Here is a 16,765-nt window from a genome sequence, read left to right as displayed (position 1 = left end):
AGCTTATTTCAACTTATTTGCATGAAGTTTTCTTAGCTTCGCCAATTTTGGTGTAATCACAAAACTACAATACCCTTGCTCTTGGTTATTTCTATAATAATCTTGATGATAGTCTTCGGCTTCATAAAATGTCCCTAAAGGTGATATCTCAGTAACAATAGGATTCTCATAATAGGCAGCAACTTCCTTAGCAACTATTTCAGCAATTTCCTTTTGTGTATTATTATGAAAATAAATTACAGATCGGTATTGTGTTCCTTTGTCGGCACCTTGTCGATTCAAGGTAGTTGGATCATGCGTTGTCATAAAAATAACCAAAATGTCCTCATAAGAAATCACATTAGTATCGAATGTTATTTGAACTACTTCGGCATGCCCTGTTAATCCAGAACAGACTTCACGATACGTTGGTTTCCCTGGAGCGTTACCTCCAGTATAGCCAGACACAACTTTCTCAACACCTTTTACTTCTTGAAATACAGCTTCTGTACACCAAAAACAACCACCGCCAACTGTAGCGACTTGTAGATTTTTATTGCTCATTAGTATCGTCCTTTTTCAACTGCATGGATTCAGAATTAATGCAATAACGGAGTCCACTAGGTTCTGGTCCATCAGGAAACACATGTCCTAAATGTGCATCACAGGTATTACACATTACCTCAACACGCACCATTCCAAAAGCGGTGTCTCGTTCGTATTTAATTGCATTTTCTTTAATAGGCTGCGTGAAACTAGGCCAACCTGTTCCAGATTCGAACTTAATTGTAGAATCGAATAAGGGCGTATCACAACATATACAATTATACTTTCCTGCTTCATGAATACTGCATAAAGCACCACTATGAGGTCTCTCTGTACCTTTGAGCCTTGTGATTCTAAATTGTTCTGGAGTTAATTGGGTTTGCCATTCGGCTTGTGTTTTGTCGACACGTTTGTCTGGAGTTAGATTTCCGTTTACGGAAAAACTAATCACCTCTTTCCAAGTTAGCATATTATAGTCCTTTCTTTTTTAATTAATATATGCTTTCAAGTCAAAATTCAGTCGTTGATAGATTCAAATCCTTACATTTTAACCATCTAAAAGTGATTTGAAAGCATTCAAGAAATTTACGACAAATATTTGGGTGGTAATCATACTAACTTATGTTAAATAAAGTTTAGTATTTTTACTAAAATTATTTTTTCCATGAGCATTCTAATAGCTGAAGCAGAAAAACATGCTATCAACCTACTTAATGAAAAGCTAGATACGTCTTTCACTTACCATAATATTACACATACAAAACGGGTAGTTGAAGACGCTAGTGCATTGGCCGAACTTGCTAATTTAGATGATAAACAAAAGGACTTACTTTTAACAGCTGCTTGGTTACACGATACTGGTTATACAAGAGGTATTGAGAATCATGAGGATGCAAGCGTTTCAATTGCAAAGCAATTTTTAAGCACTCAAAAAATATCAGAGGCAGACCAGAAAGCAATTTGCCAATTAATTTTGGCTACTAAAATTGAAGCTGTTCCTAATGATAAATTGGAAAAAATAATTAGAGATGCGGACTGTTCACATATTGGAAGTAAAAACTACATGGAAATCTCAGAGTTACTTCGCAAAGAATGGGAGTTACAATGCAATAAGACTTATTCTGAAAAAGAGTGGCTAGATGAAAATATAGATTTTTTATCTACGAAACATCGTTTTCACACTAATGAAGCAGCGCTTAGTTGGGATAAACGTAAAGGTAAAAACCTCTCAGAACTACTTAAATTAAGAAAAAAACTAGAAGCTGATAATAAAAAATTTAAGCAGAGAAAAGAAGAGCTAAATTTTAAGAAGCATAAAGTTGAACTTCCTGAACGCGGAATTGAAACTATGTTTAGGGTAACACTTAAAAACCATATTACTTTAAGTAATATTGCGGACACCAAAGCCAACATATTGCTATCGGTAAATGCTATTATAGTCTCCTTGGTTTTGGCTAACTTAATTCCAAAGTTAGATAATCCGTCCAATCATTATCTTATAATTCCTACGGTTATTTTCGTTACGGTTACGGTGGCATCCATTATTCTATCTGTCTTAGCCACAAGACCTAATGTTACGAGTGGAAAATTTTCTAAAGAAGATGTTGCCAATAAAAAGGTGAATTTGTTATTCTTTGGAAACTTCCATAAAATGAGCCTTAGCGATTTTGAATGGGCTATGAGCGAAATGATGCAAGATAGAGATTACCTCTATTCATCAATGAAAAAAGACCTATACTTTTTAGGATTAGTGCTTGATAAAAAATATAAAATTTTACGCTTAACCTATAGCGTCTTTATGGCAGGTATTATTATTAGTGTTATTGCCTTTGGAATTGCTTTTCAATTTGGTGGTGGCCTTAATTAAGACTTAATTTCCTTCATTAAATCGTCATAAGTATAGAACGCTTTATCTTCTTCACTTTTATGATAAAGCACACTTACTCGTATAGCCTTAAGGCCCGTAACAGCTTGTAAATCTTCTAATTCTACAATTTCCACATCTGTATCTAAATAATTTTTAGACTGTAAGAACTTAATATATCTTAAATACTCACGTTCATCTTGTTTTTGAGAATATACAATAGTAATTTTTCCTTTATCAGTAATGCGAATATCAGTGCCCTTAATAAAGGCTTTATCTACACGTTTCTTTACAATTTCATAACGAGCATTATATGTGCCATCGACATCAAATTGCTTTTCATCCATTCTAAAACTAATTGACAGAGGTTGGTTGAAAACTAAAATCATTGATGCAACATCCAATTGTACTGGAAAAGTGTGCTGCATTTGATAATAGGAGTTTTCCATTTCACACATAACTTGTAATTGCCATAACCTAAGATTATACAGATAAATAGGATTAAATGAATCCTCTTTAGTAATAGACTCACCAACATACATATTGTGTTCTACACCATCTGTTTTATAACGCTCGAAATAATGAGGATACATCGCTTGAGCATCTTCCTGCTTTTGATCCAGAAGAGCAGCCATCTCTTTATTTATCATCGCTATGGTATCGTCGTAATCCTTTCTATGCTTATACAAAATCCCTATTTTATCATCTAGACTGTTAAAATAGTTATTGATTTCATCTTTCAATTCACCAATTTTATACAAATGATTTAAAACCGGTTCAATTTCTTTGTCGAAAAAACTAGATATATGTTGTTCGCTATCTACTTGAAAATTCTCTTTTAATCCTTTTAAATAATCATCAATTTGATAAATAATTTGTTCATAAATTGGCAAGGACTCAATCTTTCCAGCTTTTATAAAAACCTCTTTCACAGCGTTTAACTGCAAAGTTAAATCTTCTTTAGTGGCATTATTTCTTGCTATTGAAGACCCTTTGATATCAATTTGCCCATACAAAGGATAAATATTCTCGAAAGCAATTTTATTGAAAATGGCTTTTTCTCCGTTAAATTCAGCTTTTATAAAATTTTTAGCCTCCTTTTCAAACCTCCAATGCACACTCGGGTGAATAGACGTACATTCTTTTTGAATAATAGCCTCAACTAAATTTTCCTCTTCACTTTTAGATCGCTCAACTGCAGAAACAATATAAGGCATAACATCAATAAGTTTGTTTGCAGTAATACTGTTTAAAACTTTTGGTTGATAAGAAACTATTTCTAATATCCCCATGAGGCCATCATCATTGGCTATTGGTGCAAAAATGGCACTTTTAATTCCTTGTTCATGAAGAACTTTTATATGAGGTGCTTGTCCATTAGACTTTTCAAACATTTTATCAACATCTGAAACAGAGAAATATTGTTTATCATCTAAGAGCTTTTTATAAGACCACTTACAAAGCGCATCCGAACATTTAGCGTATTCTTTTTTATTTAAAAGAAAACTACTCATTCCTACACCGTAAACTACTTCGAATAAACTTTCATCCTTATTATAAATTGAAAAACCAATTTTTATGTCTTTGAGATTAAAAAGTGATCTGAAAATCTCTTGAAATCCTTCCATAAAACCTTCATCCTTCCGCCTATCTTCACCTATAAGATTAGATTTAATATTTGATATGGATTGATCATCTGTTACATCGAAAATATTGGAAATCACAAACCCTTTAAATGTGTAACTATTTGGAGGGAATTTTTCTTTCCAAAGCTCAATATTCTCAAAATTATCTAACAGCTCTTCATAATCTTCAAAAGTTATTTCTGGAGCACCATCATTTGCAACAATTTCACAAAAATCTGCGTTGTACAATATTTTGTAGGATCGTGTAATACCATTAGCATCAGGTATTTCGTAATAAAAAGGACGTTTTAAATTAAGGGAATAACCATAACAAAAATTTAAAATGATAGTGCAAGCAACAATATACCTATCATCCTCTGGCATATTCTTAATTTTCAACTCAAAATCGTCTCCAGCAGTTTTAATAATATTTCTAAATCGCTCAGAGGAATTAAAAATTAAATTATGAAAAGGGACAGAAGCTGTTTTTATCTCATTCTTTGTTAATACTGGTGCAAAAGAATCTTGAAGAATAGTACGTATTTCCTTTTCTCTGTCTTGCAGAATCTTAGGATTGCTAAAACCATCTTTTAATTCTGGGTACGGGTCAGCTGCCTTAAGCACACGTTTTGCCTTGGCTGCGAGAAATTCATCCTTATTTTCAGCCAGTACCTGATAATGTTTTAGGAGCTTATTAAAGCTTACCTTAAGCAAAAAAGGTGACTCAATGTTATCATTAATGTCCATTATATCAGACTTTATGTACAGCAAAATTACGAATATTTGATTTAATCGTTATAAAGTAGACCAATTAACAGGGAAAATGTTACAATTTAAACTGTTAAATTTTAGTTATTTATCGATTGAAGTAGTAGTGATTGATGAGTATTTGAATGAAAAAAGTTATAGATATTAAACGCATATAACTATTGTAGTTAATCCATTCAAAATACTCTAAGTCTGTAACGCCTAATTTTTTACCAAATGTTGCAAAAACACCTTTTCATTATCAATCGCATTACTATATCTCAAAATAATTTTCAGGCTGGTTGCAAAAGTCTCAAAATAAGTGCATTTAGAATGACTAACTTATATCAATTATTTTTGATTAAATAAACTTGTTTTTCTACTCACACTATATAATATTTTATTAAAAGTTTCAAGATGAATAACGTATTGTTCCGGTGTTAATAACGCCTTCATTTTTTCATTCATTTTAAAATGTAAAATATTAAATTTCTCTGAAATTTCTTCTTGTGTATAATCTTTATCTTTATCATCAAGTCTTGACATGCTATGAGTGTAAAACAACAGAATATTATAATACTCACTCTTTATTTCTTCTGATAATTTCATCTTATTTACTTCTTCTGCATAGAAGTTCTGTAAATTATCTTTTTCTTCGGGTGTATAAAGTTCAACTTTACTCTTTTCTCTTTCTTTCTGTTCTTGAGTTTTCTGTTGAGAAAACCCATTTATAGTTACTAAAATTAAAGTAAGTGTTAAAAAAGATCTAGTTAGGCTCATAATTTATTGTTTAAATTGTTTTGATATTAATATGCGAATTTATTTAATACTATTTTGCTGATGAAAGGTTGTTTCTTCTATTTCGAAATTTATTAATTGTTAGAAACCCCCATTTTTTTTACACCTCCCACATCTTATTCAGTTGATTGATTAATGTATTTCCCAACGACTATAGCCGTAATTATCACTAAGTATATTTGTCCCATTAAACCAATTAAAATAGTTGCCTTGTGTGCTAATGCACTTATGGGTAAAATATCGCCATACCCTATGGTTAATAATGAAATGTAACTGTAATACATTAAGTTTTCTGTGATTGAAACACCTGCAATTAAACCTGTAAACGAATTGGGATATACCATTTCGATACTTAAACAGATAAAGAAACCAATTAAGCCCAGAGAAATGTATCCGCTAACGAGTCCAAATATTACATTTTTACTTACTTTCTTTGCTCGCCAAACTTGTTTTATAATCTCTGATGTTACTACAACATAAAACAAAAAATAAGTTCCCATTTTTATAAGACCGACTAAAGCTTCATTAACTGTTTCTATTAAATTAGACCCAAATAACAACGTACTAATAACAAGTAATGCAACCAAAAACCACATGGTTTTTCTTTTCTTTGATAAAAGCACTATTCCTGTCAATAGATTTAATAAAAAAAGCACAGGAGACAGAAAAGTTTCAAAGACATAAGTAGGTACAATTAGCGAACCAAATAAAATAGCTATCTGACTAAAAAAGAAAATTTGAAAGCGATATGGATAAAAACGTTTTAGCATTCTAATCTAAAAGGGCATCATTAAACTCATACCCTTTATAATTTACCTTATACATTACACTATAAAAAGCAGGAATAAATAGTAATGTAATCACAGTTCCAAATAATAATCCAACCATAATGGTTACTGCCATAGGTTCCCACATTTCACCGCCCCCTAGATATAACGGAATCAAACCTAAAACGGTTGTGAATGTTGCCAATAAAATAGGCCTAAAACGTTGTAAACATGCCGCTACAATGGCATCTTGGGGTTTTCGTTTTAGTTCGCTTTCTTCGATTTCTATTCTATCTACCAAAACGATAGCATTATTAATAACTATACCTGCCAAAGAAATTACTCCCAAAAATGCCATGAAACCAAAGGGAACACCAAATAGCAAAAGCCCTAAAACCATCCCAATAACTCCCAACGGAATGGTGCAAACAATCATGACCATTTTTCTAAAAGAGTTAAATTGAATGATTAATAGCATTACAATAATAAAAGCTGAAAGTGGTAAATAGCTGGCAACTGCTCCCATGTTTTCGGCAGAACTTTTAGCATCCCCTCCTAGTTCATACGTATAATCTTTACCCCAAACTTCTTTTTGTTCATTAAGCCAAGGTGTAATCGCTTGTGTGACTTCTGAGGCATTACCCGTAGTAGTTAATTCACTTGATACTTTAATTGTTCTATTTAAATCAACACGTTTTATTTTTGAATATTGCCATTGAGGAATTATAGATGCTACTTGAAGTAAAGGCACACTTTTTCCTGAGTTTTGCGAATATATATTTAAACTTTCTAACGAGGATAAAGATTGTTCCTTACTCTGGTTACTCTTCATTACAATTGGGATAGATTTATCGCCTTCGCGATATTCCCCTGCTTGAAAACCATCTAAAACAGTTTGCAAAGAGGTAGCTATATCTTGATTGGTAACCCCTGCAGTTTGAGCTTTATTAGGATCAATATTAATAACAAACTTTTTTCCTTTTGGTCCCCAATCATCTTTAATATTTTTTGTTCCCGAAATGGTAAATAACTTTGCCTTAATGGTTTCTGCAATGCTTGCTAATTTATCTGGGTCATCGCCAGATACTTCAATTTCTATGGGAGTTCCACCTCCGCCAGAGCCTAATAATCCAACTTTAATATCGGCATTAGGAAAATTATCAAAACTGAAAGCATCCAGTTTTTCGACCATATCATTATTTACTAAAAACGATGATGTATTGATTAGTATATGTGCGTAGTTTGAATTAGCTTCATCTGCATTATATCCCAAATCATAAGCTGAAGGACCTTCCCCAATGTAAGCTGACCAATCTACAATACCATCTGATCTATCTTCGCTTATTTTAAGCTCTTTTTTCATGAAATCTTCAAGTGTTAAAACAACTGATGTTGTATTCTCAATTTTAGTGTTCTCTGGCAAATTAATATCAACTGTTATCATATTACGGTCGCTATCTGGGAAAAACACAAAGCCTAAAAGACCAAATCCAAAAATGGATAAAAAGAACATAAAAACAATCAGTGCTAAAACCGATTTTTTCCAATTAAGAGCTAATAAAATTAAATTTTTATACTTGAGTTTTAGGCCATTAATTAACTTATCTAAGAAACCTACTTTTCCTGCTTCCTTTGGTTTTACTTTTAAGAAGAAGACACAAAATAGTGTAATAATACTTAAAGCAATAAGCCATGACGATAAAAGCGCAATGGTAATTACAACAAAAATGGGCCCCATAATATCACCCATAACAGATTCTGCCATAAAGAATGCTAAAAAGGCAGCAGATGTTGTTAATGTTGAAATTAATAATGGTGTAAATAATTCTGAACATGAATCGATTGCAGCTTTTTTAACAGGAATACCTGCTTCCATTTTTACCATGACCGATTCTGCTACTACTATAGCATTATCTACCATCATTCCTAAGGCCATAATTAAAGCTGCTAAAGAAATTTGATTAAGCCCCACATCAATTAACCCCATAACCATCAACGTTGTTATGGTAACTATTGGAATTAAACTTGCAATAACCAATCCTGTTCTTAGTCCTAAAAAGAAAAGCATAACTGCTAATACGATAGCAATAGCCTGTAATAAGTTGCCAATAAAATCACTAATCTTTAAATCGATGTATTTATCAATTGATGCTATACGTGATACTTCTAAACCAACTGGCAATTTATCTTGCCACTCTTGCAGTAATACATCCATTTCTTCTCCTAACTTAATGATATTAGCGCCTTCTTTTAAAGACACGTGTAATGAAATAGCATCCATACCATTGATTCTCACTTTCTGTTTTGGTGGATTGATATACCCTTTTTTCACTGTAGTAATATCTTCAAGAGCTATAACTTGTCCATTTTCTCCAACGGGGACTAACATTTCCTTTATGGACTCTAAATCATTGAAATTACCTGTGGGCTCCAAAATAATACGTTCTGCTTCAACATTAATTGTACCTCCAGAGCTAAGTATATTAGTGCTACCTATAATGTTTTTTAATTTGCTCGATGTTAATCCGTAGGTTTTTAATTTGGTGTTTTCAAACTCAACAAAAACACGTTCTTCCTGCGCACCATTCAATTCAACTTTAGCAGCATCTTCAAGTTTTATTAAATCATCTCTCAAGTCATCTGCATAATCTTTCATTTCTGCATAATCATAACCATCAGAAATTAAACCAACAGCAATACCAAATACTTCACCAATGCCATCATCCCGCAATTGAGGAGTAACATTACTTGGTAATCCCTGAATGGTGCCTAACTTTCTACGAAGTCTGTCCCAAACAGGCTGAAGTTCTTCTGGCTTAACTTCCATTTTAAGCTCTACTTGAACTACGGAAAGTCCAGTACGTGATGTACTTTTTACTACTTTTAATTCGGGTAATTCTTGTGCGACTTTTTCAATTTTATCACTAACTAATTCCTCAACACGCTCTGGACTTGCTCCTGGAAATGATGATACAATTGATGCTATTCGTATGGTATAAGGTGGCATACTATCTCTTGACAATGAGGCATAAAATAACATGCCCATGACCATAACTACAGCCAGAATACTTAATACAACACGATTACGATTTATTGAAAATTCAGTAAGATTCATAAGGTTCGTTTTTAGTTATTATAATCTTACTTTTTGTCCATCCAACAAGGTCTGCAAACCAGCAGTAGCAATTTTATCTCCAGAATTTAAACCTTTTTTTACTTCAAATCCAGATGGTGTTAATTCACCAATTTCAATTTGTTGTTTTTTTATAGTTCCCGTTAGCCCATCGCTTGATTCTACTATAAACACAAAATTACCGTTACCATCTTCTCCGACAGACTTAACAGGTACAACCAATGTGTCATTTGCAATACTTTCATCTTGCTCAAAATCAAAAATGACATTTGTTGCCATGCCTGATTTAATTTCAGGAATAGGATTAATTATTGCAACTGCCGTAATATATGTAGACGAATTTGGGTCTATACTTGGTGATACTTCAAAAACTCTACCTTCGAAAACTTTGTCTTCAATAGCCGAGAACTCAATTTTGGTAGGCATATCTACTTTCACTTTATTAATGACTGCTTCTGGTAAACCAACCTCAACCTTCATGCCTTTACCTGCATTTAATTCTGCGAATTGATGACCTGCTGAAACTTGCTCATTAACTGCGCCATCTGTCCAAACGATTACCCCATCTTTTGGAGCTTTGATGATACCATAACTTAATTGGGTAGCTTGTATACTTTTATTTCGTTTTGCAGATTCAAATTGGTCTAAAGCAGATTGATAGGAGTTTTTTGCTTGTTCATAGTCACTCAATGAATTGCTTCCTTTTTCATACAGTGACTTAATCCTATCTAAACTCGACTTAGCAGTATTCATTGCAGAACTTGCAGCATTTAAAGATGAAACAGATTGTTCATATGCCAAATTTGCCTCAACATTATCCAACCTTGCAATAATATCTCCTTTTTTAACCTGTGCACCTTTCCAATGGTTTACTTTAGTGATAATTCCACCACTTCTAAAACTTAACCCTATGGCATCGGCTGCTTTTGCTGTACCACTATATGTTCTTGCACCTTGAACATTTGGAGTGCCAACAACTTCGTACTTAACAGGTCTCAATACTTCTTCTTTAACCTCAACTTTATCCTTACAGGAAGAAAGGTTTATGACTAAAGCTAAAATTGACAATTTGTATATGTGTAATTTCATAATGGTTAGTTTTTACTTAAAATATATTGGTTGGCTTTTTGAATAAATGCTTGATTGTTATCTTCAGAATGGGTTAAAAAGAAGTAACCTATAGCACGTTCTAATTGCATAGACGTGATTAAATAGTTATAGTTAGCAGTAGACCTTGCTAACTGCGCTTGCAAATAATTGGTCTGCGCATCAATTAACTGAATAATAGGAACTGCGCCTTGTTGATATGCATTTTGTGTGAGGTCTAAACTTTCTTTTGCTGTTTCTTCTGAAACTTTAGAAATTTCGATGTTTGCTATTTGATTAATCAAATCTAGCACCACATCATTAACATTTTTCTCAATATTTAATTCAATATTCTGTCTTTCAAAGCCCAATTGCTCTTCCTGAATCAATGCAGATTGCCTATTAATATTTCTCTGGTTCTGGTTGAATATTGGTAGCGAAATATTTAAACCAACATTATAAGTCCCATCTGGTGCTGTAGGAATTGCAGATGGTATATTAGACCCTTTTCCTGACTGAGAAATTGCCAGATTGTATTGTCCCTGTAAAGCAACTGTTGGTATAAAACGACCATAATCGTTTAAGTCATAGGTTCGTTTTGTAACATTTAAATTATAATCTATATTCTTTAACTCAGGAGCGTTGTTTTTTGCTTCTTGTACAAGAAATTCAATTAAAGTAGGTTGTAATTTCGGGTCGTCTAGAATCTTGTAAAAGTCATCATATTTATAATTCTTAAAAACTCCTTCGGAAAGTTCAGCATCAAGAATATCTATGTCTTTATTAATCGATACATTCATTAATTGGTTAATAGTGAAAAACGCTTGTTGCAATTGATTTCTAGCTTCTATAAGGTTTTGCATATTTTGAGCTAATTGACTTCTGAAACGTAACACATCTGATTTTCCAGATTCACCTGCTTCAAAGTTTTGTTCTGCTATTTCTAAATTACGCTTAGTAACGTGTAAGTTCTGATTCTGAATACTTGTATTAGTCTTTAAAATCAAGGCATTAAAATAAGCTACAGAAGCATTCAATAAAGCATCAAGTTCGTTGGTATCATAAATGGCTTGTTCTGCTTTTTGTAATTCTTTCCTAATATCGATATTCGCAGAAGCACTTTCAGAATATATTAATTGTTCTAAAACGACATTACCAGTTGTTGAGAACTCTGGATTTGCGCCATTTGAAATTTCAGCAACTCTAGGGTCAAGATAAACCCCACTTACCCCAGCAGATACATTGGGCAAATAACCACTTTTAGCTGTTTTAACATCCTGCCCACTTAATTCAACACTCTTTTCACTAGAAGATAGACTTAAATTCTTATCAAGAACACCATTCATGATATCTAATATAGACATCATGTTTTCAGCATTTGGTTCTAACTTACCTCCAATAAAATCGGCAGTTCCTAACATAGCGTAACGCAATGGAAAATCAATTTGTTTGGCCGTATTGTAATTTATAGTTAGTTTATTTTTATACTCTAACAACAAGGGTAGTTCTGAGGGGTTAGTGCCATTTGTAATCGCTTCTACGTTTAATGCGATACGTCTAAAAAACTGATTTAAATTTGTCTGAGGCTGATTGGTAGCTAATATACCACGTTCAACATCCTTTACTCTAATTGCAGAAAAAGACGGCAGTTTTTTTGAATTAATAATCGATGTTAATTTCTCAAATTGAGTATCGGTAAATTCAAAACCTCCTGCTAAGTACACTGCATCAAGACCTTCCAAATCTGATGTAATAATACCATTCTCGGACAATGGTATTAAACGATACGTCTTCTCTTTATTTTGAAAATATGGGTCAAATACCGTTTCTAGAGGTAGTGCATCGATAATGTATTGTTCAATTAAAACCCCAACATTCTTATAATCGTAAATTGTTTTGAAGGCATCCAAGTCCTTTTTGTAAGATAATGGTGCTATGATGTATGTAATGTTATTTATCTCTGAAGTTTTCCGTTCTGGCGGTAGATTTATAAAATCTGAATTAATCGAACCGAAAACAATAACAGGCTTGGTGTAGCTTTCTTGTTGGCTTAAAACAATGTTATCCACCACACCAAAAGCGATAATTATATCTGCATTACCATTAACTAAGGACTGATAGTTTTCTTTGGCTTTATCTAAACTAAAATTATTTGAGAGCACCTTCTGGAAGCTTACAGTTTTACCTTGACCTAAAACGGCACGAATTTCTGTTTTTAATTTCTCTAAAAGTGGCTGTACTTCTGGTGTATTTTTATCAGTTAAAAGACCTATGGTTATGTTTTGAGAAAAACTTAATTGAAAAATTAATATGCATAATAATAGGGTGATTCTTTTCATAGGCGGTTAGTTTTTCTATAAAAATACCAATTTTATCTTTTAATTCATTTGTTAATTATTTTTTAATATTTAAACTGTTAAATTTTAGTTATTTATCGATTGAAGCATATAGTGAAATAAGCCTTTTAAACGAAAAAAGTCGAAGATTTCTCTCCGACTTTTTGTGCGGGCGGGGAGACTCGAACTCCCACACCTCGCGGCACTAGATCCTAAGTCTAGCGTGTCTACCAATTCCACCACGCCCGCTAAAGGACTGCAAATATAAACAACATTTTTAAAATGCAAACTTCTAACCTCAAAAACTATTCTTTTTTATACATTTGAAATATAGCTAAGAAATACTTCCATGAACAACATAAAAAACTACATTGAAACCCACAAAGACAGATTTATAAACGAACTTATTGAACTGCTTAAAATACCGTCAATCAGCGCAGACTCTGCTTATAAAAATGATGTTTTAAAAACTGCTGAAGCTGTAAAATTCAGTCTGGAAAAAGCAGGTTGTGACACTGTAGAAGTATGCGAAACCGATGGCTACCCAATTGTTTATGGTGAAAAAGAAATAGATACTAATTTGCCAACTGTATTAGTTTATGGTCATTATGATGTGCAACCACCAGACCCTCTAGATTTATGGCATTCTCCACCTTTTGAGCCCATAATTAAAGAAACAGAAAAGCATCCGGATGGTGCTATTTTCGCTCGTGGTGCTTGTGATGATAAAGGTCAAATGTATATGCACGTGAAGGCCATGGAATTTATGACGTCAACTAACCAACTACCGTGCAATGTAAAATTCATGATAGAAGGCGAAGAAGAAGTTGGAAGTGCTAATCTCGCAACCTTTGTAAAAAACAACCGAGAGAAGTTAAAGAATGACGTTATTCTAATTTCAGATACTGGAATGATTGCAAAAGAAACGCCATCCATAACAACAGGATTGCGCGGATTAAGTTATGTTGAAGTTGAAGTTACAGGACCCAATAGAGATCTACACTCTGGCTTATACGGTGGTGCAGTCGCAAACCCTATTAACGTGCTCACAAAAATGATTGCTTCGCTTCATGACGAAAACAATCATATTACTATTCCCGGGTTCTATGATAAAGTTGAGGACCTCTCTAAGGAAGAACGTGCAGAAATGGCGAAAGCACCCTTCAATTTAGAAAATTATAAAAACGCCTTAGATATCGAAGCTGTTTATGGGGAAACCGGTTACACCACCAACGAGCGCAACTCCATTAGACCAACGCTCGATGTAAATGGTATATGGGGAGGCTATATTGGAGAAGGCGCAAAAACTGTTATTGCAAGTAAAGCCTACGCTAAAATTTCTATGCGATTGGTGCCAAATCAAGATTGGCAAGACGTTACACAGCTATTCAAGGCGCATTTCGAAAGTATTGCCCCCAAAGGGGTAAAAGTAAAAGTAACGCCACATCATGGTGGGCAAGGCTATGTAACACCTATCGATAGTATTGGTTATCAAGCTGCTAGTAAAGCCTATCAAGACACTTTCGGAAAAACTCCAATTCCTCAGCGGAGTGGTGGTAGTATTCCCATAGTATCTCTTTTTGAACAAGAATTGAAAAGCAAAACTATTTTAATGGGTTTTGGCTTAGACAGTGACGCTATTCATTCGCCAAACGAGCATTTTGGGGTTTGGAATTATTTAAAAGGCATTGAAACTATCCCCTATTTTTATAAATATTTTACTCAATTATCAAGTTAATCTTTTGGGTGTTACCACAAGGGTCGCGCGTTCCTTTAATAGTTTAGGCTCGATGCCTGCCTCGCCTAAAGCTAATCAATATAATCGCTAACAAGGATTAGTAATACCTATGAATAACCAACATAGTAATCAACTTTTATTACTCACATTAGCCACTTTGCTAATTAGCACATCTGGAGCTTTAGGTAAATTTATTAGTATGCCAACAGAAGTCATTATTTGGTGGCGTTGTTTTTTAGGCGGTATTTTTTTATTCATTTTTTGTAAATACCAGAAATTGAATTTAAAAATTCAATCGAAAAAAGATTTAACAACTATTTTGGTAAGTGCATTTTTTCTAGGCGCACATTGGATAACTTATTTCTATGCACTAAAATTATCAAATGTAGCTCTAGGTATGCTATCGTTATTTACTTTTCCAGTAATAACAGCACTTATAGAACCTTTTTTTACAAAAAACAAATTAAATCCAATCCATATCATATTGGCTTTAATAGTGCTTTTGGGTATATACATTCTCGCACCAGATTTTAATTTTGAAAGCTCACAAGTAAAAGGTATTCTATTTGGTCTACTTTCTGCATTATTCTATGCCCTTAGAAACCTAATGCTAAAAAACCCAGCCCAGAATTATAACGGCACTTCACTTATGATGTATCAAACCTTATTTTTGAGTGTAATCCTATTACCTTTTCTAGTTATAAGAGATACTAGTAACATAATAACGCAATACCCATATATTATTTTATTAGCTCTAGTAACAACGGCTATTGGTCACTCTCTCTTTATTAATAGTTTAAAATATTTTTACGTAAGCACTGCAAGTATTGTGGGAAGTATACAACCAATTTTTGGTATTATCATTGCTTTTATTTTTCTAAATGAAGTGCCAACATTAAACACCTTTATTGGTGGCTCTTTAATTATTGCTACAGTGATTATTGAAAGTATAAGGTCAAAGAAAAACTAAATTTGGCACCATTATTTGTAACAAATTATCGCTTTTAACGTTCTAATAGTCAATCAATCAAAAAACAATCACATTATGCTAAAGCAATTCTTTATTATTTGCTCCGGGGCAGATACCGAACTTTTAAAAGCCTGTTCATCTGGAGAACAGAACAAGTATGCCGGTATTGGCGCCACCGTTTTCTTTACAGCCGTAATGGCCTTTATAGCTTCTAGTTATGCGCTTTACACAGTTTTCGACAATCTTTACACAGCCATATTTTTTGGTTTAATATGGGGCTTACTCATCTTTAATTTAGACCGTTATATTGTCTCAACCATAAAAAAAACGGGGAACGTTATTGATGAATTAATACAAGCTACCCCAAGAATAATATTGGCCGTTATTATTGCCGTAGTAATATCGAAACCTTTAGAACTTAAAATTTTTGAGAAAGAAATTAATCAAGTGCTTCTTGAGCAAAAAAATGAATTAACACTTGCAAATAAACAGCAAATCGCCGAACAATTTAATCCTAGTATAGAAACAGCCAATAACAAAATTGCTGCACTTAACAAACAAATCGAGACTAAAGAAGCAGAGGTAAATACACTATACGATGTTTATATTTCAGAAGCAGAAGGGACTGCTGGAACTAAATTACTTGGAAAAGGTCCTGTTTATAAAGAAAAAAGAGAAAAACACGATGCTCTATTAGCTGAACTTGAAGCCTTGAAACAGGAAAACAAAGCCAAAATATTAGCTGCTGAAACAGAGATAGCGAATCTAAAAGGAAATTATGAAACTCAGGTTGTAAACACACAACCCATTATAAATAGCTTTGACGGTTTAATGGCACGTGTTAATGCTTTAGGTGAGCTTCCTTGGCTACCATCCTTCTTTATTTTCTTATTATTTTTAGCCATTGAAACATCGCCAATATTTGCAAAATTATTATCCCCAAAAGGTGCATACGACTTTAAACTTGAAGACCAAGAGACTGCCGTAAAAACTCACGTAATGCAAAACAAAAACCAAAGAGAGGCTTTACTGGAAACCGATTATGCCATTAACGACCGTGTTTATGGCGATATTAAAAATGAGGAGGATTTATATAATTATAAGCGTAAGAAAGCAAGAGAAATCATGCAACTTCAAGCCGATGCTTTTTTTAAGAAACAAAAAAATGCCCTTTAG

Annotated in this window: 12 protein-coding genes and 1 tRNA gene; 4 read left to right on the top strand and 9 right to left on the bottom strand. The window is 33.3% G+C overall.

Going from position 1 to position 16,765, the window contains the following annotated elements; genetic code table 11:
• Positions 1-3: 3 nt before the first annotated feature.
• Entirely contained in the window at positions 4-543 is a 540-nt protein-coding gene (gene msrA / locus FEF17_RS07330; protein ID WP_139001693.1) for a peptide-methionine (S)-S-oxide reductase MsrA, read from the bottom strand.
• Positions 533-994: a peptide-methionine (R)-S-oxide reductase MsrB gene (gene msrB / locus FEF17_RS07325; protein WP_139001692.1), complete on the bottom strand. Its 462-nt coding sequence runs from the start codon at positions 992-994 to the stop codon at positions 533-535. Before msrB ends, msrA begins: the two co-directional genes overlap by 11 nt.
• A 195-nt stretch (positions 995-1,189) precedes the next feature.
• On the opposite strand from msrB, the gene FEF17_RS07320 reads away from it, so the two are divergent.
• Positions 1,190-2,392, top strand: a complete 1,203-nt coding sequence (locus FEF17_RS07320; protein ID WP_139001691.1) for a Pycsar system effector family protein — start codon at positions 1,190-1,192, stop codon at positions 2,390-2,392.
• Here the strand turns inward: FEF17_RS07320 and FEF17_RS07315 are convergent.
• The 7 genes from FEF17_RS07315 to FEF17_RS07285 all read right to left on the bottom strand — a co-directional run bounded on the left by FEF17_RS07315 (position 2,389) and on the right by FEF17_RS07285 (position 13,130).
• On the bottom strand, positions 2,389-4,761 hold the full coding sequence (locus tag FEF17_RS07315; protein WP_139002153.1) for a GAF domain-containing protein: 2,373 nt from the start codon (positions 4,759-4,761) through the stop codon (positions 2,389-2,391). The two genes, FEF17_RS07320 and FEF17_RS07315, sit on opposite strands and share 4 nt — an antisense overlap.
• A gap of 351 nt (positions 4,762-5,112) precedes the next feature.
• A complete protein-coding gene (locus tag FEF17_RS07310) occupies positions 5,113-5,541 on the bottom strand; it encodes a hypothetical protein (RefSeq protein WP_139001690.1) in 429 nt (142 codons plus the stop codon).
• A gap of 134 nt (positions 5,542-5,675) precedes the next feature.
• The gene (locus FEF17_RS07305) at positions 5,676-6,329 is read right to left on the bottom strand and encodes an ion channel (RefSeq protein WP_139001689.1); all 654 of its coding nucleotides are present in this window, start codon (positions 6,327-6,329) and stop codon (positions 5,676-5,678) included.
• 1 nt (position 6,330) lies between these two features.
• The gene (locus tag FEF17_RS07300) at positions 6,331-9,441 is read right to left on the bottom strand and encodes an efflux RND transporter permease subunit (RefSeq protein ID WP_139001688.1); all 3,111 of its coding nucleotides are present in this window, start codon (positions 9,439-9,441) and stop codon (positions 6,331-6,333) included.
• Positions 9,442-9,459: 18 nt separating this feature from the next.
• Positions 9,460-10,548, bottom strand: a complete 1,089-nt coding sequence (locus tag FEF17_RS07295; RefSeq protein ID WP_139001687.1) for an efflux RND transporter periplasmic adaptor subunit — start codon at positions 10,546-10,548, stop codon at positions 9,460-9,462.
• Between the two features lie 5 nt (positions 10,549-10,553).
• On the bottom strand, positions 10,554-12,884 hold the full coding sequence (locus tag FEF17_RS07290; RefSeq protein ID WP_139001686.1) for a TolC family protein: 2,331 nt from the start codon (positions 12,882-12,884) through the stop codon (positions 10,554-10,556).
• Positions 12,885-13,048: 164 nt separating this feature from the next.
• A tRNA-Leu gene (locus FEF17_RS07285) sits at positions 13,049-13,130 on the bottom strand.
• A gap of 100 nt (positions 13,131-13,230) precedes the next feature.
• On the opposite strand from FEF17_RS07285, the gene FEF17_RS07280 reads away from it, so the two are divergent.
• The 3 genes from FEF17_RS07280 (at position 13,231) to FEF17_RS07270 (ending at position 16,765) form a co-directional block, all read left to right on the top strand.
• Positions 13,231-14,619 (top strand): dipeptidase, encoded by a 1,389-nt coding sequence (locus FEF17_RS07280; RefSeq protein ID WP_139001685.1) that lies wholly within the window; start codon positions 13,231-13,233, stop codon positions 14,617-14,619.
• 109 nt (positions 14,620-14,728) lie between these two features.
• The gene (locus FEF17_RS07275) at positions 14,729-15,589 is read left to right on the top strand and encodes a DMT family transporter (RefSeq protein ID WP_139001684.1); all 861 of its coding nucleotides are present in this window, start codon (positions 14,729-14,731) and stop codon (positions 15,587-15,589) included.
• A 75-nt stretch (positions 15,590-15,664) separates the two neighbouring features.
• Positions 15,665-16,765, top strand: coding sequence for a DUF4407 domain-containing protein (locus FEF17_RS07270; RefSeq protein WP_139001683.1), 1,101 nt, complete (start codon positions 15,665-15,667; stop codon positions 16,763-16,765).

This window comes from Hyunsoonleella aestuarii (assembly GCF_006148925.1).
In the GTDB taxonomy this organism is placed as follows: domain Bacteria; phylum Bacteroidota; class Bacteroidia; order Flavobacteriales; family Flavobacteriaceae; genus Algibacter_D; species Algibacter_D aestuarii.
The sequence above is the reverse complement of the archived record's forward strand: the minus strand, read 5'-3'. Positions and strand labels throughout refer to the sequence as shown.